This is a genomic window from Paraburkholderia sp. J94, assembly GCF_905220285.1.
GTDB lineage: Bacteria > Pseudomonadota > Gammaproteobacteria > Burkholderiales > Burkholderiaceae > Paraburkholderia > Paraburkholderia tropica_A.
The window spans coordinates 51,166-74,128 of sequence record NZ_CAJMZH010000027.1; the positions used below are offsets into that span (position 1 = coordinate 51,166).

The following is a 22,963-nucleotide window of genomic DNA, read 5'->3' on the forward strand; positions in this document are numbered from 1 at the left end:
ATGCCGGAGGCGGCTAGCGTTGTGCGCCGGTGTCGGCGTCGGCGCCCTCGCTTTCGTCAGCGACGACGAGCGGCGCGAGCGCCGCGCGCAACGCCTCGGGCAGCGCCTTCACGGGACGGCGCGTCGCGCGGTCGACATAGACGTGCACGAAATGGCCCTGCGCCGCGGGCGTGGTTTCGCCCTCGCGAAACAGACCGACCTCGTAGCGCACGCTCGACGAACCGAGCCGCGCCACGCGCAGTCCCGCCTCCACGTGCTCGGGAAACACGAGCGGCGCGAAGTAGTTGCACTGCGTTTCGACCACGAGCCCGATGGTCTCGCCGTGCTCGATATCGAGCGCCTGCGCGCGGATCAGATACTCGTTCACCACGGTATCGAAGTAGCTGTAATAGACGACGTTGTTGACGTGGCCGTACACGTCGTTGTCCATCCAGCGCGTGGTGATGGTGAGGAAGTGGCGATAGCCGGAACGGTCACGGGCGAGCGGTCGGTTCATCGGATCGAAGGAGTTGGGTTGAGGAAGGTTCTGCGCTCAGGCAAGGGCCAACAGGCGGCGAAGCGGCGCCGGACTCACTGCCCCGGCCGCTCGACGAACTCGAACGGCAGGCCGCGGCGGCGCATCCACTCGCCGAGCGCCTGGCCCGTGCCCGCGCGCCAGGGCCGCAGCTTCGCGGGCTCGACGAGCCGGTATTCGAGCAGTTCCGGCGACAGCGCGATGGTGCCCGTCGCCTTCACGTGATACGCGATGATCAGTTCGTTCTTGCGGATGAATTCGTAGACGCCGATCAACTCGACGCTCTGCGCGCGCAGCGAGGTCTCTTCGAGCACTTCGCGCGCGATGCCCTCCTCGGGCGTCTCGCCGTTTTCGAGGAAGCCGGTGATGAGCGCGAACATGCCCTCCGGCCAGGCCGCGTTGCGCGCCAGCAGGATGCGCCCTTCGTATTCGACGATGGCCGCCACGACGGGCAGCGGATTGTCCCAATGGGTGTAGCCGCAGACGAGGTCCGGGCAGGCGCGGCGCACGCGCCCGCCTTCGTGCGCGGCGTCGGCGCGCTCGATGAGGCGCGAGGCGCAGCGCGGGCAAAACTGGTAATCGCTCATGGCTCGATGGATTCGCTGGGTCGCAAATAGCGCAAAGGGTGCAAATTGCGCAAAAAGCATCAGCGCCGCGTGCGGCCCGGCGGGCTCGCCGGATCGGCGCGAAGCAGCCATTTTAGTGCGCTATCGAGCCTGGCGTGCGGGCGGGTTCAGGCGGGTGTCGGCGGGCGGGCGCGAGCGCCATGAAATGATTCGCGATCCTGATGAAATCGACGGCGCGGTTTGAGCCGTTTCAGCCGCGCGAACGCTGCGCGCGCCACACGAGCCCCAGCGCGCCGAGCACGAGCGCGGCGGCGGCAAGCGCCAGCGAACTCGTGAAGGTGCCGCTCGACGCGGCCAGCGGCGCGGCCACCAGCGGACCGGCGATCTGGCCGATGCCGTAAGCGCCGGTCGCGTAACCCATCAGCGCGGCGGCGTGCTCGCCGCGCAGCAGACGCGCCTCGCGCATCGCGAACAGCGTGATCGCCGTGAACGGCAGGCCGATCAGCACGCTGCCGAAGGCGAATCCGGCGGCATTCGGCCAGACGATGCCGAGCGCGATCCCGAGCGCCTGCAGCACATACGAGACGGCGAGCATCAGCCGGTTGTCCCAGTGCAGCGGCAGACGCGCCGCCGAGAGCGCCCCGACGATCAGCGCGATGCCGAACATCGGCCAGAACAGATCGGGCCACATCGAACCCGGCAGCGCGTGGCGCGCGATGACGGGCAGGAAGGTCGCGGTGATGATGTAGCCGAAGCCCGGCACGCCGTAGAGCAGGACGAGCCAGAAGGCATCGGCTCGGCTTGCGGCCTTGTGCGTGGGCGTGGCGGCTGGCGACTGAGCAGCAGATGAAGCCGCAGCCGCCGCCGCCCCCTCCTCGCGCGTTTCATCGCCGAAAACGGGCCACACGCACACCGCGATCAGCACGCATATCAGCCCGAAACCGAGCCAGCCGATGCGCGCGTCGATGCCGCCGAGCGCGCCTGCCGCGCTCACGGCCAGTCCGGTCGCCGCAATGCCGACGCCCGGCCCCGTGAAGATCACGCCGCCCCACTCGTTCGCGCCCAGTTGCGCGAGGCGGCGCAGGCCCCATTGCGAGGCGAACACGAAGGTCGCGGCGCTCACCGCACCCGCCACGAAGCGCACGACGGCCCAAACCCAGAACGCGTGCGTGAGTCCCATGACGAGCGTGAGCAGCGCGGTCGACGCAAGCCCGGCGCGCACGATGCGCGCGGGCGCGAAACGCAGCGCCGCGCAGCCGACCGCGCCGACGAAATAGCCCGCGTAGTTCAGCGACGCCAGCCAGCCGCCATGACGCAGATCGAGTCCGCCGCCATGCAGCATCAGCGGCAAGAGCGGCGTGAACGCGAAGCGCCCGATGCCGAGCGCCGCGGCGAGCGTCGCCATGCACGCGAGCGCGGCACGACGCGCGGCATGCGGTCGGCGAGTGGATCGGGAACCGGAACGGGGAGCGGCGAGGTCGGTCATGATCGGCGAAAAACAGCGGAAAAAGCGCGAAAACAGGGAAGCATGCGAGGCCGGATACGGCGTCGCGCGACGCCGCATTACCGCATCGTAGACGCCCGAAACGTTCCTGAAAAATGAATTATCATGAACGAATCATTCCTGTTAAGAGAACTATCATGGATCTCGCCGAGCTCGCGATCTTCCGGGCCGTCGTCCGCGAAAACGGCGTGACGCGCGCCGCCGCCAAGCTCAACCGCGTGCAGTCGAACGTCACCACGCGCATCAAGCAGCTCGAGGAGGAACTCGGCACGCCGCTGTTCACGCGCGACGGCCGCCGTCTCGTGCTGACGCCTGCGGGCGAAACGCTGCTGCCCTACGCCGAACGGATGCTCGCGCTCGCCGACGAAGCGCGCCACGCGCTCAAGGCGGCGCGCCCGGCGGGACGTCTGCGGCTCGGCACGATGGAAAGCGCCGCCGCAAGCCGCCTGCCCGGCGTGCTCGCGCGCTATCACCAGGACTGGCCCGACGTCACGCTCGAACTGGAGACGGCCACGACCGGCTGTCTGATGGAGCGTCTGCGCGCGTTCGAGATCGACGCCGCGCTGGTCGCCACGCCGTTCGCCGGACCGCCCGAGAGCGACGTCTTCGAGCATGTGCCGATCTATCGCGAAGAACTGGTGATGATCACGCCGCGCGGGCACAGGCCGATCCGCCAGCCCGGCGATGTCGCGCTGTCGACGCTGGTGGCATTCGAGCGCGGCTGCGCGTATCGCAACTATGTGGAGGCCTGGTATCTGGAGCACGGCATCCGGCCCACGCGCGTGCTGGAGCTCGGTTCGTATCACGCGATCGTCGCCTGCGTGGCGGCGGGCGCGGGCGTGGCCGTCGCGCCGCGCTCGGTGCTCGATCTGCAACGCAACGCCGACGACATCGCCGTGCATTCGCTCGGCAAGCTCGGCCGGATCGACACGCTGCTCGTCTGGCGGCGCGGGCATCTGTCGCCCGCACTCGATGCGCTGAAGTCGGCGCTGCTCGCGCAGGCGCGCAGCCTGGCGCATGTGCCCGCCAGCGCAGAAATGGCCACGGCGGCCACGGCGGCCACGGCCTGAGACGCCCGCGCGAGTAGAAAAACAGCGCAAAAACAAAAAGGGCCGCCCTTTCGGACAGCCCTTTTTTATCGGCGAATCTGCGCGATTACAGCTTCGCTTCGACCCAGCCCTTCACGCCCGCGAGCGCCGCCGGCAGGTTCGCCGGCTCGGTGCCGCCCGCCTGCGCCATGTCCGGACGGCCGCCGCCCTTGCCGCCCACCTGCTGGGCGACGAAGTTCACGAGTTCGCCGGCCTTGACCTTCTTGCTGGCCTCGGCGGTCACGCCCGCGATCAGGCTGACCTTGCCGCCTTCGACGGCCGCCAGCACGATGGCCGCGCTCTTGAGCTTGTCCTTGAGCTTGTCGACCGTTTCGCGCAGCGTCTTCGAGTCCGCGCCTTCGAGCGTGGCGGCGAGCACGTGCACGCCGTTCACTTCGATGGCCTGGCCCGCGAGTTCGTCGCCCTGGCTCGACGCCAGCTTCGACTTCAGCGCGCCCAGTTCCTTTTCGAGCGACTTGACCTGATCCTGCACCTGCACGATGCGCTGCGTCAGTTCAGCCGGTTGCGCCTTGAGCACCGCGGCCGCCGCGTTGATGCGCGCGTCGAGGTCCTGCACGAAGCGCACGGCGTTGTCGCCGGTGATGGCTTCCACGCGACGGATGCCGGCCGCGACGCCGCCTTCCACCACGATCTTGAACAGGCCGATGTCGCCGCTGCGCGTGACGTGCGTGCCGCCGCAGAGTTCGCGCGAGAAGCCGAGGTCGAGCACGCGCACTTCGTCGCCGTACTTTTCGCCGAACAGCGCCATCGCGCCGCCCTTGACCGCGTCGTCGAAGGACATCACTCGCACGATGCCGGGCGCGTTCGCCAGCACTTCCGCATTGACGATCTGCTCGACGCGACGGATTTCGTCGTCGGTCATCGGTGCGTTGTGGGCGAAGTCGAAGCGCGTTTTATCGGCGTCGACGAGCGAGCCCTTCTGTTGCACGTGCGCGCCCAGCACTTCGCGCAGCGCCTTGTGCATCAAGTGCGTGGCCGAGTGGTTGCGGGCCGTGCGGGCGCGGCGGATGGCGTCGATTTCCGCCTTCACGACGTCGCCGACCTTCAGCGTGCCCTGCTCCAGCGTGCCGTGGTGGCCCGCGACGTCGGCCTGCACCTTGAGCGTGTCGGCGACGGCGAAGCGGATGCTCGCGTTCGAGATCACGCCCTGGTCGCCGACCTGGCCACCCGATTCCGCGTAGAACGGCGTGTGGTCGAGCACGACCACGGCGTCCTGACCGGTCTTCACTTCGTTGACCGACGAGCCGTCGACGTACAGCGCGACCACCTTGGCGTCGTCGAACACGATCTCTTCGTAGCCGTGGAACGTGGTCTTGGCGCCCGAGTATTCGAGGCCCTGCGCCATCTTGAACTTGCCCGCGGCGCGAGCCTGCTCGCGCTGGCGCGCCATGGCTTCGTCGAACGCCGGTTCGTCGACCGTGACGTTGCGCTCGCGGCAGACGTCCGCCGTGAGGTCGAGCGGGAAGCCGTAGGTGTCGTGCAGCTTGAACGCGAGTTCGCCGTCGAGCGTCTTGCCGCCCTTCGCTTCGAGGTCCGCCAGCGCGCCGTCGAGAATCGACATGCCGTGCTCGATGGTCTCGAAGAAGCGTTCTTCTTCCTGACGCAGCACGTCGGTCACGCGCTGTTGCGCTTCGGCCAGTTCCGGGTAGGCCGCGCCCATTTCCACGACCAGATCGTTCACCAGCTTGTGGAAGAACGAACCCTTCTTGCCGAGCTTGTAGCCGTGACGGATCGCGCGGCGCACGATGCGGCGCAGCACATAGCCGCGGCCTTCGTTGCCCGGAATCACGCCGTCGACGATCAGGAACGAGCACGCGCGGATGTGATCGGCGATCACCTTCAGCGAGTTGTTCGTGAGGTCGCTGATGCCGGTTTCGCGCGCGGCGGCCTTGATCAGGTTCTGGAACAGGTCGATCTCGTAGTTGCTGTGCACGTGCTGGAGCACGGCGGCCAGACGTTCGAGACCCATGCCCGTGTCGACGCACTGCTTGGGCAGCGGCGTCATGTTGCCTTGCGCGTCACGGTTGAACTGCATGAACACGAGATTCCAGATCTCGATGAAGCGGTCGCCGTCTTCCTCAGGCGATCCCGGGGGGCCGCCCCAGACGTCCGGGCCGTGGTCGTAGAACACTTCCGAGCACGGGCCGCAGGGGCCGGTGTCGGCCATCTGCCAGAAGTTGTCCGACGCGTAGCGCGCGCCCTTGTTGTCGCCGATGCGGATGATGCGCTCGACCGGCACGCCGATTTCCTTCGCCCAGATGTCGAAGGCTTCGTCGTCTTCCTTGTAGACCGTGACTGTGAGCTTGTCGGCCGGCAGGCTGTAGACCTTGGTCAGCAGTTCCCAGCAGTAATGGATCGCGTCGCGCTTGAAGTAGTCGCCGAACGAGAAGTTGCCGAGCATCTCGAAGAACGTGTGATGGCGCGCCGTGTAGCCGACGTTTTCGAGGTCGTTGTGCTTGCCGCCCGCGCGCACGCTGCGCTGCGCGGTGGTCGCGCGCGAGTACGGACGCGATTCGGCGCCGAGGAACACGTCCTTGAACTGCACCATGCCCGAGTTGGTAAAGAGCAAGGTCGGGTCGTTGCCCGGCACGAGGCTCGACGAGCGCACGATCGTGTGGCCCTTCGATTCGAAGAACTTGAGGAATTTCTCGCGGATTTCGGAGGCTTTCATGGCGTGCTGTATTTACCTTCGGGGCGTCTGTGCTGAATCTTGTTTGATCTCGAAAACACGGCTCGCGGCCTGCGTGTGGGCGGCTGCGTGCACGGTTTCCTTGATGCTGAATCGAACGATTATACGGGATCGACGCACGCGCGCGGCGGCGTCCTCGGGCCGGTGTGCATCGTTGCCACGGGGCGCGCAGCGGCTGGTGCGCACGCTTGACGAATCGGCGCGCACGGAGCGTCAGACCGGCGCTGTCGCGCGCCATCTTGTTCCGCTAAGCGAAACTTTGTACCGAAATATGCCTTAGTCGGCGCGGATCGCTTAAGATGGGCGCAACGGCCGCCTCGACGGCCCGCCTCAGAACGACATTGGAAGACACAGCATGGGCGCTCTCAGCCATATCCGCGTACTCGATCTCACCCGCGTGCTCGCCGGGCCGTGGTGCGCGCAGACGCTCGCCGACTTCGGCGCCGACGTGATCAAGGTGGAGCGTCCCGGCGCGGGCGACGACACGCGCCATTGGGGCCCTCCGTATCTGAAGACGCCCGACGGCGAGGACACCGCCGAAGCGGCCTACTACCTCGCGCCGAACCGCAACAAGCGCTCGGTCACGGTCGATATCGCCACGCCGGAAGGCCAGCGCATCGTGCGCGAACTGGCCGCGCAGAGCGACGTCGTGCTGGAGAACTACAAGGTCGGGCAACTGAAGAAGTACGGGCTCGACTACGAGTCGCTGCGCGAGGTGAAACCGGACATCGTCTATTGCTCGGTGACGGGCTTCGGCCAGACCGGCCCGTATGCGCCGCGCGCGGGCTACGACTTCATCGTGCAGGGCATGGGCGGCTTCATGAGCATCACGGGCGAGCGCGACGGCCAGCCGGGCGGCGGCCCGCAGAAGGCCGGCGTGGCGATCGCAGACCTCATGACCGGCATGTACTCGACCATCGCCGTGCTCACGGCGCTCGCGCACCGCGACCGCACGGGCGCGGGCCAGTACATCGACATGGCGCTGCTCGACGTGCAGGTGGCCATGCTCGCGAACATGAACACGAACTACCTCGCGAGCGGCAAGCCGCCGGTGCGCTGGGGCAACGCGCATCCGAACATCGTGCCCTATCAGGCGTTCCAGACCAGCGACAGCTGGATCATCCTCGCGGTGGGCAACGACGGGCAGTTCCGCAAGTTCGTCGAAGTCGCGGGCCGCGCCGATCTCGCCGACGACGCGCGCTTCGCGACCAACCCGGAACGCGTGCGCCATCGCGATACGCTGGTGCCGATCGTCGCCGACCTCATTCGCACGCGCAGCAAGGCCGACTGGATCGGTTCGCTCGAAGCGGCGGGCGTGCCGTGCGGGCCGATCAACGATCTGGGCGAGGTGTTCGAGAACGAACAGGTGATCGCGCGCGGCCTGCAGGTCGACGTGCCGCACCCGACGGGCGGCGTGGCGCGCCTCGTGCGCAACCCCATCCGCATGAGCGAGACGCCGCCCACCGTGGCGAGCCATCCGCCGACGCTCGGCGAGCACACGAACGACGTGCTGCGCGGCGTGCTCGGTTACGCCGACGATCAGATCGAGGCGTTGCGCGGCAAAGGGGTGCTTTGAGGCAGGTTTGAGGCGCTCGGGCGGCGTCAGGCGCCGCCGCCCGCGACCGATCTCGCGATCCGCGGCGCCATCGAGGGCTGCATCGACATCAGCCACGCATAACCCTGCGGCCAGTCTCCCAGACCGCTTTCGGCATTGATGTGCCCGCGCGCGCCGATTTCCTCCCAACGGCTGCCCCAACCTTGCGCGCAGCGCCGCGCGAAATCCACGCCACCATAGGGATCGTCGCTGCTCGCGACCACAATGCTCGCGAACGGCAGCGCGTCCAACGGCACCGGATCGAAACCGCTCGCGTCGCGCGGAAATTCGGGGCCATGCGGATCCGGCACCGCGACCAGCAACGCGCCCGCCACCTTCGCGCGCGTCGCGGCGCTCGAAAAGTGCGCCGCCCAGTGCGCCACCGTCAGGCAGCCGAGGCTGTGCGCCGCCAGCAGCACGCCACCCTCGCCCGCGTCCTCACCCTGCGGCTCGTCGGCCAGCGCCGCTTCGAGCGCGCGGCACCACGCCGCGCAGTCCGGGTGCGTCCAGTCGGGCATCGCCACGCGCGCGAAGCCCGTGTGCGCGGCTTCCCAGCGCGTCTGCCAGTGACCCGGCCCCGAGTTCATATAGCCGGGCAGGACCCGCACCCTTGCGTCGTTCGTCGTCATTTTTTCCTTGCTTCGCGGCATTGCGCGCCCCGCTCCGGCGCCAGGGCTGGCACGGTGGGGCGCGTCAGGTAGAATGGAAGGCACCACCGGGCGCCCGGGTTGCAACGTTGGCCTGCAGCGTGCAGTGCGATGTGCGGCGCGCCCTCGAACGACTTCCCTTTTCGCATGAATACCGAACGTAAAGACGCCGACCGCACGGACGCGCCTGCGGCATCCAATTTCATCCGCAACATCATCGACGACGACAACCGCTCGGGCAAGTGGGCGCAGCGCGTGGAAACGCGCTTCCCGCCGGAGCCGAACGGCTATCTGCACATCGGCCACGCCAAGAGCATCTGCCTGAACTTCGGCGTGGCGCAGCGCTACGGCGGCGTCTGCCACCTGCGCTTCGACGACACCAATCCGGAAAAGGAAAGCGTCGAATACGTCAACTCGATCATCGACGCGGTCACGTGGCTCGGCTTCGACTGGAAGAAGGAAGACCACGAGTACCTCTTCTACGCGAGCGACTACTACGACAAGCTCTACGAATTCGCCGAACTGCTGATCCAGCGCGGCAAGGCGTATGTCGACAGCCAGACGCCGGAAGAGATGCGCGCGAACCGCGGCTCGGCCACGGAAGCGGGCAAGAATTCGCCGTTCCGCGAGCGCTCCGTCGACGAAAACCTCGACCTGTTCCGCCGCATGAAGGCCGGCGAGTTCGAGGAAGGCGCGCACGTGCTGCGCGCGAAGATCGACATGGCGTCGCCGAACTTCAACATGCGCGACCCGGTCATCTACCGCATCCGCTTCGCGCATCACTACCGCACGGGCGACAAGTGGTGCGTGTATCCGATGTACGACTACACGCACTGCATCTCGGACGCGCTCGAAGGCATCACGCATTCGCTGTGCACGCTCGAATTCGAAGATCACCGTCCGCTCTACGACTGGGTGCTCAACGAACTGGCCGACGCGGGCGTGTTCACGCGTCCGCTGCCGCAACAGATCGAGTTTTCGCGCCTGAACCTCACGTACGCGATCACCAGCAAGCGCAAGCTGCTGCAACTCGTGACCGAAGGCCACGTGGACGGCTGGGACGATCCGCGTATGCCGACCATCGTCGGCGTGCGCCGCCGCGGCTTCACGCCCGAAGCGATCCAGCTGTTCTGCGAGCGCATCGGCGTGACCAAGGTCGATTCGTGGATCGACATGAGCGTGTTCGAAGGCGCGCTGCGCGACGACCTCGACGACAAGGCGGCGCGCGCGACCGCCGTGCTCGATCCGCTCAAGCTGATCGTCGACAACTACCCGGAAGGCCAGTCCGAGCAGTGCAGCGCGCCGGTGCATCCGCATCATCCCGAGCGCGGCAACCGCGAATTCACGTTCTCGCGTGAACTGTGGATCGAGCGCGAGGACTTCCAGGAAACGCCGCCGAAGGGCTATTTCCGCCTGTTCCCGGGCAACAAGGTGCGCCTGAAGTACGGCTTCGTCGTGGAATGCACGGGCGCGGATAAGGACGCCGACGGCAACATCGTCGCCGTGCATTGCAACTACTTCCCGGACAGCAAATCGGGCACCGAAGGCTCGAGCAACTACAAGGTCAAGGGCACGATCCAGTTCATCAGCGCCGACAACGCCGTGCCGGCCGAAGTGCGCCTCTACGACCGCCTGTTCCGCGAAGAACAGCCGGACGCGGGCGGCCGCGACTTCCTCGAAGCGCTGAACCCGGATTCGAAGCGCGTCGCTCAGGCGTTCGTCGAACCGGGCGCGCGCAACGCGGCGCCGGAAGACCGCTTCCAGTTCGAGCGTCACGGCTACTTTGTCGCCGACCGCTACGACTCGAAGCCGGGCGCGCCGGTGTTCAACCGCATCGTCGGTCTGCGCGACAGCTGGGGCAAGTAAGCCCGCCAGCGAGTCATCGCACAAGTGAAAAAGCCCGCACGTTCGCCGTGCGGGCTTTTTTTCTGGCGGCGGCGATGATCGAGCGCGTGAGGCGCTCAGGCCGTTTTGATCCGCCGATGCAGCTCCGCGAGCGACAGCGCCGTATTGAACAGACGCGTGAGACTGCGGCTCGCGTACTGGTCGACGTCGGCGGGCGCGACCCAGCGCCAGGCGTCCATCTCGGGAATCATCATGCCGTCGTGGCGGCGCGGAAACATCGACACGCAGACGCAGCGCGACAGATCGCCCTCGCTCTCCAGCGCGCGCGCCGCGAACAGATGCAGGTCCTTGTCGCGCCGATACGCGAAGCGCCCGAGATCGACGAGCCGCGCCGCGCTCACGTCGATGCCGGTTTCCTCGACCATCTCGCGCCGCGCGCTCTGCACTTCGGTTTCGCCGGGCTCGCCCTGCCCCTTCGGAATATCCCAGTGGTCGGTGCCGGTCGCATGGGCGAGCAGCACGCGGCCATCGGGGTCGAGCAGCACGATGCCGCACGACACGGTTTTGCCGTCGGTCTTGCCGTTCACCACGCGCTCAATGCCGCTGCTGATAGACCCACTTGCCCTCGCCCACACGGCAGAACTTCGGGTGCAGCGTCATCGCCTGGCCCTTCGCGTTGACGACCACGTCGGTGTCGCGGCAGGTCTTGTCGCCATCCTTCTCGGTCTTGGTCGGCGTGATGGTGGCGTCGATTTTCACGCTGTTGTTCAGGCCGTCGTTGTTCCAGGTGGACGACTCGCCGTCCGCCTTGTTGGTGACCGCGGCACGCACGGCTTCCGTGAGCGATGCGTAGTCCGCCTGCTTCATCCAGGACGCGGGCGTGTCGTGCAGGAAACCCAGATTCGCAGCCTGCGCGTTTGCGCCGAAGGCGAGCACTAACGCTGCGGCAATGCCTGACAATACTCGGGGCGAATTCGACATCGAATGTTCTCCTTGTAGGGCGGTCTCGTAGAGCGAGGCTTGGGGCCAATCGCTGTTGGGCCGATCGCTGTTGGGCCAATTGCTGTTGGGCCAATTGCTGGTCTCAAAAAAGCATAGCACGCGCCCTGTTTTCGCCCGATGCAGTCCGCCCACGGTTTTTCGGATTGCTCCGATAGCCGCTCAGATGCCCCGCCAATACGATTCCTCTGTCAGCCGCTTACGCACCACGAGGAATTTTCCGTCATGACCTACACCACTGCACTGGGCCTCTTTGCCATCGTCCTGGCGTTGCTGTGCATTGGCCTCATGGCGGTGCTCGCCCATCATTCGCACGTGCCGCGCACCGATCCGCTCACGGCGGACCTGAGCTTCGGCATCGTCGATCAGGCGCCGCACTGGCCGGAAGTCGCGGTGCGCGGCGGCTTCATCTGCCTGCTGGTGTCGTTCGTCGCGCTGACGGCCACCTGCATCCTGATCATGTCTTCCTGACCGGGCCTCACTGCGCGGCGGCGATGAACGCCCGCGCGCTCAGTGCGCTGTCTGTGCCGCCTGCGCCGCCTGCCCCGACGCCTGCCAGCCGTCGGTGAGCGTGTCGAGAAACGCAATCACATCCTTGATTTCGGCGTCGGAGAACACCGGCGCATCGCCGGGTTTGCGGTCGAACGGCGGATCCGTGTTCAGGTTCGCCCAGTATTGCTGCGGCAGATCGTCGAACTTCCTCACCTTGCCCTTCACCACCGGATAGAACTCCTGCGGATTCGTGTCGCGGCGCGCGTAGAAGCGCAGCACGTCGTCGAGCGAGTGATAGACGCCGTTGTGGAAGAAGGTTTTCTTCAGCGCGATGTTGCGCAGCGTCGGCGTGCGGAACAGGCCGCAGAATTCGGCGCGATGATCGAGATCCGTGCGCTCGGGGCCGCACGCGCCGAGATCGAAGAAACGCGGATCGCGATTGACCGCGAGCGTGCGGTTGCGCGGCACGCCGATCGCGATCAGGCCGAAGTCGCTGAACTGCGGCGGCGAGCCGTCCTTGGCGCGCTGGCTGATGTGGCAGCTCGCGCAATTGCCCCGCTTCTCGTCGTTGAACAGTTGCAGGCCGCGCAGCTCCGCCGCCGTGAGCGGGGTCTTGCCCGCGAGATACGCGTCGTATTTGCTCGTGTACGGATAGAACACGTCGGGCGCCTGCTCGAAGGTTTCGAGCGACTTCAGCACGGCCTGGAAAGTGGCGTTGTCGTCGTCGAAAACCTGCTCGCCGAAGGCTTCGCGAAATGCGTTCGCATACGGCGCCGCGCGCACCGCCGCCGTCACCTTGGCCGGCGTGCTCGCCATCTCGAACGACGACAGCAGCGGAATGCGCGCCTGGTCCGCGCCATGATCGACGCGGCCGTCCCACGTGAGGCCGCCGGTCGGGCCCGCATCGATGCTTTCGTCGCCTTCGTCGTCGGAGTCGTGATAGTGCTCGGCGAACGCGGGCACCGCTTGCAGATACTTGAGCGTGGGCACGGCGCGCATGCCCTGACGATGCATGTCGGCGCCGCCGATCTGCACGTCGAGCGCATTGGCCGGCGTGAACGCGTGATTCGGGCTGTGGCAGGTCGCGCACGACATCTTGCCCGAGCCCGACAGCGTCGGATCGAAGAACATCTGCTTGCCCAGCGCCGTCATGCGCCGCACCTGCGCATAGACCTCGGCACGCGACTGGCCGTGCTGCCGGGCCGCCGGTGTCGGCGCTGGCGCGGAAATCTTCATCAGTTTCGCGCCGTTGGCTTTAGCGTTGGCATTCGATCGGGCATCCGATCGGGCATTCGCATCGCGCGCACTCGCGCCGTTTTCCGAGCCGCCATCCGTCCCGTTCGACGCACTCGGCGCACCGCCATCGCACGCCGCCAGCAGCGACAGCAACGCCGCCGCGATCAGCAGACGCGCGGCGTGGCCATGGCCGCGCGGCCTGCGCGCGCGAGTCTGCGAATGCGTGTCAGAAAGACTGCCTCCAAGCGCCGCGCGATGCGTCGAACGATGCCACATGAACTGATCCCCGAGCTTGTGTGCGGCGCGCGCGAGACCCCGGCCAGGCCGAATCCTCGCACCGCTGTGCCGCGATGGCCGATGCGCCCACGGAACGCATCGAAGTCGCGAAAGCGTATGTCAGCTTCGTTACATTCAAATGACGTCATGTAATTCAATCGTTACCTAATTACAGGGATAGAAAAAGCTAAATGTAATTATTTACATATAGCTGTCAAATTACGTTGAGACACTGCGCCTCGCCCGACGGCCGGTGTGACTCCCGCGCAGGCCGCCCGGCGCCCCCAACGCGAGAGAGAAAAAAATGATCAACAGAAAATGGTTCTATGCGACGCCGATCGCAGCGGCGGCGGCGGCATTGGCCGTCGCGGCCTGCGGCGGCAACGACAGCAAACCGGGTCTGACGTCGGTGAAGAACATCGTCGTGATCTATGCGGAGAATCGCAGCTTCGACAATCTGTACGGCAGCTTCCCCGGCGCGAACGGCCTGCAGAGCGTCACGGCCGCCAGCGCCCAGCAGCTCGACCGCGACGGCTCGGTGCTCGCAACGCTGCCGACGGTCTGGAACGGCCTGACGCAAACGGGCGTGACGCCCGTGGTCACGGCGGCGATGACCGAAAACATGGCGAACGCGCCCTTCGCCATCGACGATCCGAACGGCTATAACGTCCCGCTCTCGACGACGACGCGCGACCTCTATCACCGCTTCTACGAAAACCAGATGCAGATCCACGGCGGCAAGAACGACATGTTCGCCGCGTGGGCCGACTCGGGCGGCCTCGTGATGGGCCACTACACGACGAGCGCCGAAAAGCTGCCGCTCTGGAAGATCGCGCAGCAATACACGCTCGCCGACAACTTCTTCATGGGCGCGTTCGGCGGCTCATTCCTGAACCACCAATGGCTGATCTGCGCGTGCACGCCGTACTACGCGAACGCCGATACGGCCACGGCCAAGCCGACGATCTCGACGGTCGACGCCGACGGCGTGTCGCTGACGCTCGCCTCGAACTCGCCCGCCTCGGCGCTGACCGGCGTGCCGAAATTCGTGAAGTCGGGCAACCTCACGCCCGACTTCTACGCCGTCAACACGATGCAGCCGCCGTATCAGCCGAGCGGCAACGCGGCCGCCTCGGGCGGCGACGCGAATCTCGCCGATCCGGGCAACGCCTCGACGATGCCGGCGCAGACGTCGCAGAACATCGGCGACCTGCTCTCGAACGCGGGCGTGACGTGGGCGTGGTATGGCGGCGCGTGGGGCGCGGCCGTCAGCGCGGTGCAGAACAGCACCTCGAACGTGATCTACGGCGCGAACATGACGGCGCCGAACTTCCAGCCGCACCATCAGCCGTTCAACTACTTCTCGAACTACGCGCCGGGCACCGCCGCGCGCACGGCTCACCTGCTCGACGGCGGCATGGACGGCAGCGAGTTCATCAAGGCGATCGACGCGGGCACGCTGCCCTCGGTGTCGTTCTACAAGCCGCAGGGCAACCTGAACGAGCACGCGGGCTACACCGACGTGGCAAGCGGCGACCAGCACATCGCCGACGTCATTTCGCATCTGCAAAAGAGCCCGCAGTGGAAGGACATGGTCGTCGTGGTGACCTACGACGAAAACGGCGGCTTCTGGGATCACGTCGCGCCGCCGAAGGGCGACCGCTGGGGTCCGGGCTCGCGCATTCCGGCGCTGATCATTTCGCCGTACGCGAAGAAGGGTTACGTCGATCACACGCAGTACGACACGACTTCGATCCTGCGCCTGATCACGCGCCGCTTCTCGCTGCCGACGCTGCAAGGTCTCACCACGCGTGACACCGCGCTCAAGAGCAACGGCGGCCAGGCAATGGGCGACCTGACCAACGCGCTCGACCTGAAGCTTTGATGCGTTGATGCGCTGATCGACTACGGCCATCGATCGCTGGACATCAGGGTGTCCAGCTTTCTTCACGGGCAGCCATGTGGCTGCCCGTTTTTTTGATGACGCTCCACTCTTTCGCGGTTTGAGCCGCCTTTCTAACGCGACTTTTGACCACAGTCATGACTCCGTCGCATGCACTAGTCTGATAGTAGTTGACTAGGCAATAATTAACGGAGATCAAAACATGATGCGCGTCGAATCGACGCTCCCTCCCGGCGAGCGTGTCGTTTATGAGGGCCACCTCAGCATGTGGGCGATGAGCCCGTGGATCACGTTCGGCATCGTGCTGATGATCTGGGGCGTGCTGCTCGGCTGTCTCGGCGATGCGCGGTTTTCGGCGGCCATGCTGTTTGGCGCGGGCGCGCTGCTGTTCGCCGTCGCGATCGCCCTGCTGCTGACCACGCAACTCGCACTGACGAGAAAGCGCGTGATCGCGACCTTCGGCATCGTGCGTCAGCGCAGCGTCGCGTTCGAACTAGGCGAGGTGCGCCGCGTGCATGTGCGTCAGGGCGTGATCGGCGGAGTGTTCGACTACGGGACCATCGTGATCGGACGCGCCAGCGCGCCGGCACTCAGGATCGCGGGCATCGAGCAACCGTTTGTGTTTCGCGAACGGCTCGCGAGGCTGCGCGATGTGATCGCGGCGCAGATGCGGTTGGCGGCTTGAGAAAGTTTGACATTAGGGAACTCTCAAGTTTTCGATTTGCGTGTCGATACTTTGGGGCATGAACACGACAATCACCAAGGCGCAAGCCGAAGCCATCCTCAACACGGCGTCCAAACTGTTCGGTCTTCTTGTGGAAGCGCGACAGCTCGACCCGGACTCGGCCGAAGGGAAGCAGATCTACAACAAGTTCGTCTTCGGCGCGCTCGACACGGCCTGTCCGAATGCCACGCAGCGCGAGAAGCTCGTGCTGTTTGGATCGCCGGATTGACGAAAATCTACGCCATGGCTATACGCTGCCGGAAAACAAAAAAGCCCGCAAATTGCGGGCTTTTTTGTTTGGCGCGACAGGAGGGGCTCGAACCCCCGACCCTCGGCTTAGAAGGCCGAGCAAGTGCACATTTCTTGGTGTTGACCGGGATTCCAAAAATCTGCACAACTCCCTCCAGCAAAGGACTTTCAGGATTCCACCGAAATTAGGGCGTTGACCGGAATTGACCGATTTCCATAGAATCGGGGTTACATGGCGGTTACATGGAATTGCCATGTAACCCGGAACCCAAGGGAATCGAACAGTGGCGAAGGTCAATTTCACGGCGGCACGGGTCAACGGGCATAGCTGCCCGGCTGGCAAATCACAGGCGTTCATATGGGATAACGCCGCCACCGGTCTCGGCCTACGCGCAACAGCAGCGGGAGCACGCACCTACATCTGGCAAGGCAAGCTCGACGGGGCAACTATCCGCGTCTCAATTGGTGCGCCGAAGGATTGGGGCATTGACAAGGTGCGAGACGAAGCACGCCGCCTCAAGCGGCTGGCGGACGCTGGGAAAGACCCGCGAGAGGAAAAGGCTGAGCGACTTGCCGCCGTCGCCGCGCGCAGACTGGAGGCGCGACGCAAGGATGCGACCGTGTGCGAAGCGTGGGCCGACTATCTCGACGCCCACCGCTCGAAATGGAGCGAGCGTCACATGCTCGACCACGAGCACCTCGCGCAGGCTGGAGGGGAGGAAAAGAAGCGCGGCAAAGGCTTGACCGTTGCGGGGCCGCTCGCGGCGCTCATGGGGCTAAAACTGTCCGACCTCGACGCCGAGCGCGTCGCCTCCTGGCTGCACGGTGAGGCGGAAAGCCGCCCGACGAATACCGAACAGGCCTATCGCAAGTTGCGCGCGTTCATCCGCTGGTGCGACGAACGCCCAGACTATCGCGGCCTTGCTCCCAACGGCGCATACACCGCGCGCACGGTGCGCGACGCTGTACCCCGCCCGAAAGCAAAGGACGACTGCCTGCAGCGCGAACAACTCGCAACGTGGTTCGATGCGGTGTGCCGGATTAGCAACCCCGTAATTAGCGCGTACCTCCAAGGCCTGCTGATTACCGGTACGCGCCGCGAGGAACTGGCCGGGCTCCGATGGGATGACGTGGATTTCCAGTGGCGCAGCCTCCATGTCTCCGACAAGGTGGAGACTGAAACGGGGCGCGTTATCCCGCTAACGCCCTACCTCGCGTCCCTGCTGCTCGAATTAAAGCGCCTGAACGACACGCCACCGAACGTGCGTGCGCTGTCACGCATGGAGGCCGAAGGCAAGGCATGGAAGCCGTCTGAGTGGGTTTTCTCCAGCAAGACGGCGGCAGATGGCAAGCTGGCGGAGCCGCGCATCGCGCACACCAAGGCGCAACAGATGGCTGGGTTGCCTCATGTAAGCCTTCACGGCTTGCGGCGCTCGTTCGGCACGCTGTCCGAGTGGGTGGAGTGTCCGGTCGGCGTAGTGGCGCAGATTCAAGGCCACAAACCGAGCGCGCTGGCGGAGCATTACCGCCGCCGACCGCTCGACTTGCTGCGCATGTGGCATGACAAAATCGAGGTGTGGATGCTGGAACAGGCGGGCGTCACGTTTGACACTAACGCAGCCCAGCCGGGAGTGCGCGCAGTGGGCTAAATAGGTTCTTCGCGGCTTTTCGGGAAACCCGATTGCGGAGATGCTGTAGGCGGCCACCAACAACTACTTACATCTTGTTCGTGGCGGTCTGCTCACGAACGACGAACTACCTCTCGCCGCCGAGGCCGTGCCGAAAGGTCGCCGACCGTGTCAACACGTCGGCAACTCATGAGAAGATTGAACCTCAAAAAAACATGAGGCTATTGGTATGCCCGCGACAGCAGAGCAAATCACACGGCTATGCGATGCTTGGTTGGAGGCAGCAGTGCAACCTGGCGGGGGCATTGCAATTGGCGGCGCATCTGAACGTTTCCGCTTGCGCCTAAATGGCGTCAGCTTTCATGAGATAGAGTTTGACGCACTGTGTGCGGCGATTGTCGGGTTGACGAAAATCGTTTTACTTCCAGGACTAAACACGGTCGTCGACGCCGACCATCGGCTACTGTGGTCGTGGTGCGCAGAGGTTCTACTCTGTCGACAAGCTGACGTGTTTCCGGCCGAACAACGCGAGATTCGGCAGCTGCTGGCGACGGCAATCCATTGTGGGCTAGCCGGAAGTCGAAACCCGAGCTTGCGTGCGGGCGATTGGCAACGAGAAAGCCTCATCGAACAAATTCAAAGCGTTCACACGCAGGAATTGACTGCCAACTCCTTGTTAACGCTTGTGTATCTCGCATTTCCGCTGTTGGAGGGGCTCGTCAAATTGCGGTGCGCAGCATTCGTCGACATGAGCGGGAACGTTTTGGCGGATTTTGACGTGCCGAAGCGTGGCGGAGAACCGGGACGATTGAAGGAATACGGCCCCGAGCCGCGCCGAAATAGGCAATGCAACAGCATCCGAGATTTGCTGATGCTCTACCGAACGAGCGTTGCCGGGGATGCGGTTAGGCGATGTTTGGATGACATATTTGCGCGCCTAGAGCAATTGGAGGAAAAGCCGGGTCCAGATACTCTGGCCGATTGGAGGAATAGTTCATTGCACGGGACTCGTTCATTCCCCACAATCGCTGGAACCGTCATCAGTTGCGCCCTGCTGGTCGCCATTGACGGCATAGCGGGCCGGTATGTCGAGCTGAGACAAGCGGCATTGGACGGCGTAATTCAACGTCAGCAAATGCCGGTGCGTTTCGGCGATAACTTCTACCCACCGTGGTAAAGCGTGCATGACGGTGGCTGCAACCGTCCGTTTCAGGACACGAAGTGGACGCGGTAGGTCGATAGGCTGAACGGCGCGTGAGGGGCGAACAACTCCCTACCCCGGAAATCTGCGGAGAGCCGAAAATACGGCGGCGGCGCGATGCGCGCACGCAGCGATAGTTTGCCTCTGCCTAGCTCGACGGAGCTAAAAGCCGGACACCTTCACCGGCCTGACGGGGGCATATGAATTGAAGGCGACGCACGAAGGGCGCTAGCAGTGGAAAAAGAGCCGCAGTGGAGAGGCCACCGGACGGCGGAACGCCGCAAAACAGAAGACGGTTTCCAATACCGAGACCCAGTTAATCAAACCCTTGCCATCAAGCTTCTCTTATGGGGAGCCGCAGACCCACTATCCGAAGGTGCGAATCTGCCGAAAATAGACCAGTTTGTCGAAGACTTAGAACGTCGCGACGCCGATGCGGCGAAAATGTGTCGCGATAGGCTCAATCGGATTCGGGAACTTCACAAAAGCGGTGACATGGAGACGTGCCTTGCTCACGTCGGTCGTCTCACTATTGCGATGCAGGCGCGAGAGGCGATAGAAGCCAAGCATCGGGAGCTAGAAGACGAGCGTCGGCTTAATGAGGCGCTGGAGCGTTCCATTTCGCGAATGCACGTGCGCCCAATTGCGGTGGAAACCGCCTCGGAGCAATTTCGTCTGCCTCAATCCGATAGGCCGCCGCTGGCGGTTGTTGACGTTGCGCCCGCAACTGTCGTGGACACTAGCGCGTCAGTCTGCGGCCAAGCTGACACTGCGACGGGCATCGTGAGGAACATCCTCAATACCCGGAGAAACCTCCTCGACCCTGCGATTGATAAGGCCATCGAGAATGCAGGGAGTCACGATGTAAGTGCGGTATTTCTGGCTCTGCGCGAAATCGCATTGGAAGCGGTGCCTCCCTTTACCGGCTTCGTTGAGCAAGACGGAGCACTTCAATACTCGAATGACAAGTCGGCAAAGGCCGCGCTCTCGAAGGATGCGCTGTCCGCAAGGCTCAGACGACGCCAAGCTTCGATAAGCGGCGGTAACAGACGATAGCCTACGGTTGCTGACGCATCTATCGGAGAAAACGAAGCCGCGCTAAAAAATCCCTATCACCTTCAATCAACGCCGCAGTGCGCGGCAAGGGTGATACGGGTATGACAACCAACCAACTTGCGGCGATTACCAAGAATCGCCCGCTTCTCTCCACGGAAGAACTGGCAACGCTGCTGACGCTGCGCCCGCAATCCATTCGTAAGCGGTACTGCCAGACCGGCTCTTATTTCTGCCTGCGCCCGGTGAAACTGCCGAACGGACGCCTCATGTGGCCCGCTGACTCGCTCGCGCAACTCGCGGAGGGCCAGTAAATGGACCGCCAATTTGACCTTTTCGAGGCTACGCCGGGCGGTTCAGATGCTTCCGCGCTCATCGCGTTCTACGGAACCGACAACCCGCGCGAGTTGCGTGTGCTCCGTGCCCTGCTTGTTGGCCCGCTGAAGCGCGAGCAACTCGACAGCGTTGCAGGCTGCTCGAATGGCCCGCAACTCGCCTCTAACCTGCGCGGTAAGGGTCTAGGTAACTCAGGCTTGCTCTGCACGATGACGACGGGCATCGACCGCGACGGGAAACAAGTCACATACGGCATGTATTCGCTTAGCGACGATGGCCGCCGAGTTGTCTCCGAATGGCTGGCGAAAATCGGCAGCTCGGAGGTGCGCCATGTGTGAGCACGCCGCCAGCCACACAAAAGACGAACTGCACGACGCCTGCGAGGCGCTGAAAAGCGCCGCGTCTCTCTTTCACGCAATCGACCAACTAGCCGAGAGGGCAGGCTGCAGCGCCGCGATGCGCGAGCTTGCGCGCCTAGGCCTCGAACATGCCGCGAACGCCGCCAAAGAGGCTGAATGGGTATTGCGGCCGACGGTTAGTGGGCTATGAGTAGCCGCCGCAAAAAGCGAGACAACGGAATGGGGGGCCGCTTTGTTGGCCTGCCCCATTGGGTGATGCTGCACCCGGCATACCGCGCGGCGTCGGCGCGTGCGCGCTCGCTCCTGTTCGACGTTGCGATGCAGTACAACGGGCGGAACAACGGGCGTCTGGTGGCTTGCGAAAAGTTTCTCAATCCGCTGGGCTGGAAGTCGAAGGATGGCATCCACAAGGGCAAAACGGAATTGGCTTCGCTGGGCTTGCTAGTGGAAACACGCAAGGGCGCGAAACCGAACAGAGCCGCGTGGTATGCCCTGTCATGGCGACCGCTCGACGCAACAGCAGGGCTCGACCTCGACCCGCGCCAGTACGTAACACTGGCCGCGCGAAAGATTGATGTGAGACCCCCGCCATCCGGGGTAGACGGTCAAATTATTGGTCCGCTCCACGGGGTAAGCGTCTCACCACCTACCCCGCCTGACGGACCAATGCAGGGGCTATTTCGGCCATCGTCTACCCCGCCAGCCGGGGCGTATATAGATATAACCATACCCACTGCAAACGCTGAGGGGGATGCACGCTGAACGAGGGCACAATACCGGGCTGCATTCAGGCGCACATTCGGCCTGTTTAAACAGTGTCGAGGAAAGTCATGATCGGCGTGCGCGGTTCGCGGCGAACCCTTGCCGCGAGTACCTGGAGGGGTGCCGCCAGCCGTCCGACCTGTCGCACGCACTAGCGGATTTCAAGGGCGTTGACCTCTTCGGACGCGGAAAAGGAGAGGCCTTCATGAAGAGCGATTAGAGACGATGGCCGAGCGAGGGTATAGACGCCATTGGCGATGCGCTGCGAGCGTCACATCGGGTTTGGAGGCACGTCGCAGACACACCCGCACCGGGCCGGGGGTATCAAAATTTTTAGACCTTCACCCGAGCAGACCGACCGCTCCCGCACGCACAGAAAAAATCCCGTTTTGGAGTTTTTGTTAAGTCAAAGAATCAGCAAATCAAACGCCGAAAGCCACGCCCGACAAGGCTTTTGGCATTCTGGATGTTAAAGGCGTGTTAAAGAATCAAACGCAGGAAATCAAACGCGAGGGTGCGCGGGCTGGTGCCGGACGCAAGCCGAAGCCGACAGCCCGCTGACCTATTATCACGAGCGCCTCTACGGCGAGGACTAACGCAACGGGCGAGCCCTACCATCGGTAGCGCGCGCGACTCTGGAGGACGTGGGGCCTCACGGAGCGTTCAGTCGTCGACTCACCATCAAACGATGCAGGACGGCGCGCTAAATGGTGCCAATAGAACGCACAACGGTACATCCGCTGCACCGTTGTGGTCGCTCGCCGCACGCGACTATCAGGTATTGCGCGCCAGTGCTTTTACTTCACCAAACTCCCACCATTCACGACATCGGGCCCGATATTATTAACGACGCCTTCCGGGTATTCCCACTCCGACTGGGAGTACTCGATTTCTTGGCCACACTCGCAAGTGGTATCGCCCGTGGTGTCATATTGCACCTCAGCGCCCATAATCCGCTCATTGCGCTCCGCTTCTTCGGTCGTCAGTTGAACATCAACCAATTTCCCGCAGTTGCCGCATTTCACTGTGACAACGTTCGCACTTTCGCTCATTCTTGAATCCCCTTCTCGTAACTCACTGATATCACGTTGATGGAATCGGGTTACACCGTGGTTACACGGCCACCACACAGCAAAAAGCCCGGCTATCGAAACCGGGCTAAGTGCTTGATTCTACTGGCGCGACAGGAGGGGCTCGAACCCCCGACCCTCGGCTTAGAAGGCCGATGCTCTATCCAGCTGAGCTACTGTCGCGTGGAAAATCTGCGTGTCGGCAGC

General features: G+C 64.1%; 22 protein-coding genes and 1 tRNA gene. 13 read left to right on the top strand and 10 right to left on the bottom strand.

Annotation, left to right across the window (positions count from 1 at the left end; genetic code table 11):
- Positions 1-13: 13 nt before the first annotated feature.
- Positions 14-496: a thioesterase family protein gene (locus U4Y88_RS36380; protein ID WP_321789785.1), complete on the bottom strand. Its 483-nt coding sequence runs from the start codon at positions 494-496 to the stop codon at positions 14-16.
- A gap of 74 nt (positions 497-570) precedes the next feature.
- Positions 571-1,101, bottom strand: a complete 531-nt coding sequence (locus U4Y88_RS36385) for an NUDIX domain-containing protein (RefSeq protein WP_321789787.1) — start codon at positions 1,099-1,101, stop codon at positions 571-573.
- Here U4Y88_RS36385 and U4Y88_RS36390 point away from each other — a divergent pair.
- The gene (locus U4Y88_RS36390; protein ID WP_321789789.1) at positions 1,100-1,324 is read left to right on the top strand and encodes a hypothetical protein; all 225 of its coding nucleotides are present in this window, start codon (positions 1,100-1,102) and stop codon (positions 1,322-1,324) included. The two genes, U4Y88_RS36385 and U4Y88_RS36390, sit on opposite strands and share 2 nt — an antisense overlap.
- A 6-nt stretch (positions 1,325-1,330) precedes the next feature.
- Here U4Y88_RS36390 and U4Y88_RS36395 read toward each other — a convergent pair whose 3' ends face one another.
- Complete coding sequence (locus U4Y88_RS36395; protein WP_415774554.1) at positions 1,331-2,566, bottom strand: YbfB/YjiJ family MFS transporter; 1,236 nt, start codon at positions 2,564-2,566, stop codon at positions 1,331-1,333.
- A 155-nt stretch (positions 2,567-2,721) separates the two neighbouring features.
- Between U4Y88_RS36395 and U4Y88_RS36400 the strand changes: the two genes are divergently transcribed.
- A complete protein-coding gene (locus tag U4Y88_RS36400) occupies positions 2,722-3,654 on the top strand; it encodes a LysR family transcriptional regulator (RefSeq protein WP_321789793.1) in 933 nt (310 codons plus the stop codon).
- Positions 3,655-3,739: 85 nt separating this feature from the next.
- Here the strand turns inward: U4Y88_RS36400 and alaS are convergent, their stop codons facing one another.
- On the bottom strand, positions 3,740-6,364 hold the full coding sequence (gene alaS, locus U4Y88_RS36405; protein ID WP_310630493.1) for an alanine--tRNA ligase: 2,625 nt from the start codon (positions 6,362-6,364) through the stop codon (positions 3,740-3,742).
- A gap of 373 nt (positions 6,365-6,737) precedes the next feature.
- On the opposite strand from alaS, the gene U4Y88_RS36410 reads away from it, so the two are divergent.
- Positions 6,738-7,958, top strand: a complete 1,221-nt coding sequence (locus U4Y88_RS36410; protein ID WP_224017238.1) for a CaiB/BaiF CoA transferase family protein — start codon at positions 6,738-6,740, stop codon at positions 7,956-7,958.
- Positions 7,959-7,984: 26 nt separating this feature from the next.
- Here U4Y88_RS36410 and U4Y88_RS36415 read toward each other — a convergent pair whose 3' ends face one another.
- Positions 7,985-8,605, bottom strand: a complete 621-nt coding sequence (locus U4Y88_RS36415; RefSeq protein ID WP_321789795.1) for an RBBP9/YdeN family alpha/beta hydrolase — start codon at positions 8,603-8,605, stop codon at positions 7,985-7,987.
- Between the two features lie 165 nt (positions 8,606-8,770).
- Between U4Y88_RS36415 and U4Y88_RS36420 the strand changes: the two genes are divergently transcribed.
- Positions 8,771-10,489 carry a glutamine--tRNA ligase/YqeY domain fusion protein gene (locus U4Y88_RS36420; RefSeq protein ID WP_224017234.1) on the top strand — a complete coding sequence of 573 codons (1,719 nt, stop codon included), beginning with the start codon at positions 8,771-8,773 and terminating at the stop codon, positions 10,487-10,489.
- A 95-nt stretch (positions 10,490-10,584) separates the two neighbouring features.
- Here U4Y88_RS36420 and U4Y88_RS36425 read toward each other — a convergent pair whose 3' ends face one another.
- The gene (locus U4Y88_RS36425; protein WP_415774553.1) at positions 10,585-11,055 is read right to left on the bottom strand and encodes an NUDIX hydrolase; all 471 of its coding nucleotides are present in this window, start codon (positions 11,053-11,055) and stop codon (positions 10,585-10,587) included.
- A gap of 7 nt (positions 11,056-11,062) precedes the next feature.
- Positions 11,063-11,449, bottom strand: a complete 387-nt coding sequence (locus U4Y88_RS36430; RefSeq protein WP_224017230.1) for a hypothetical protein — start codon at positions 11,447-11,449, stop codon at positions 11,063-11,065.
- Positions 11,450-11,692: 243 nt separating this feature from the next.
- Here U4Y88_RS36430 and U4Y88_RS36435 point away from each other — a divergent pair, with 243 nt between their 5' ends.
- On the top strand, positions 11,693-11,938 hold the full coding sequence (locus U4Y88_RS36435; protein ID WP_224017228.1) for a hypothetical protein: 246 nt from the start codon (positions 11,693-11,695) through the stop codon (positions 11,936-11,938).
- A 39-nt stretch (positions 11,939-11,977) separates the two neighbouring features.
- Here the strand turns inward: U4Y88_RS36435 and U4Y88_RS36440 are convergent, their stop codons facing one another.
- Positions 11,978-13,363 (bottom strand): cytochrome c peroxidase, encoded by a 1,386-nt coding sequence (locus U4Y88_RS36440; protein ID WP_415774555.1) that lies wholly within the window; start codon positions 13,361-13,363, stop codon positions 11,978-11,980.
- Positions 13,364-13,775: 412 nt separating this feature from the next.
- Between U4Y88_RS36440 and U4Y88_RS36445 the strand changes: the two genes are divergently transcribed.
- From U4Y88_RS36445 to U4Y88_RS36480, 8 genes are all read left to right on the top strand, one after another.
- A complete protein-coding gene (locus U4Y88_RS36445; protein WP_224017224.1) occupies positions 13,776-15,356 on the top strand; it encodes an acid phosphatase in 1,581 nt (526 codons plus the stop codon).
- Positions 15,357-15,576: 220 nt separating this feature from the next.
- Positions 15,577-16,059 carry a PH domain-containing protein gene (locus U4Y88_RS36450; RefSeq protein ID WP_224017222.1) on the top strand — a complete coding sequence of 161 codons (483 nt, stop codon included), beginning with the start codon at positions 15,577-15,579 and terminating at the stop codon, positions 16,057-16,059.
- Positions 16,060-16,117: 58 nt separating this feature from the next.
- Positions 16,118-16,327 (top strand): hypothetical protein, encoded by a 210-nt coding sequence (locus tag U4Y88_RS36455; RefSeq protein ID WP_224017220.1) that lies wholly within the window; start codon positions 16,118-16,120, stop codon positions 16,325-16,327.
- 304 nt (positions 16,328-16,631) lie between these two features.
- Entirely contained in the window at positions 16,632-17,996 is a 1,365-nt protein-coding gene (locus U4Y88_RS36460; protein ID WP_321789799.1) for an integrase family protein, read from the top strand.
- A 208-nt stretch (positions 17,997-18,204) separates the two neighbouring features.
- The gene (locus tag U4Y88_RS36465) at positions 18,205-19,152 is read left to right on the top strand and encodes a hypothetical protein (protein WP_321789801.1); all 948 of its coding nucleotides are present in this window, start codon (positions 18,205-18,207) and stop codon (positions 19,150-19,152) included.
- 258 nt (positions 19,153-19,410) lie between these two features.
- A complete protein-coding gene (locus U4Y88_RS36470; protein WP_321789803.1) occupies positions 19,411-20,232 on the top strand; it encodes a hypothetical protein in 822 nt (273 codons plus the stop codon).
- Positions 20,233-20,333: 101 nt separating this feature from the next.
- Positions 20,334-20,543 carry a DNA-binding protein gene (locus U4Y88_RS36475; RefSeq protein ID WP_321789805.1) on the top strand — a complete coding sequence of 70 codons (210 nt, stop codon included), beginning with the start codon at positions 20,334-20,336 and terminating at the stop codon, positions 20,541-20,543.
- A complete protein-coding gene (locus U4Y88_RS36480) occupies positions 20,544-20,903 on the top strand; it encodes a hypothetical protein (protein ID WP_321789806.1) in 360 nt (119 codons plus the stop codon).
- A 1,580-nt stretch (positions 20,904-22,483) separates the two neighbouring features.
- Here the strand turns inward: U4Y88_RS36480 and U4Y88_RS36485 are convergent.
- Positions 22,484-22,738: a hypothetical protein gene (locus tag U4Y88_RS36485; RefSeq protein ID WP_321789808.1), complete on the bottom strand. Its 255-nt coding sequence runs from the start codon at positions 22,736-22,738 to the stop codon at positions 22,484-22,486.
- Positions 22,739-22,862: 124 nt separating this feature from the next.
- Positions 22,863-22,939 (bottom strand) — tRNA-Arg (locus U4Y88_RS36490).
- Positions 22,940-22,963: the final 24 nt, after the last annotated feature.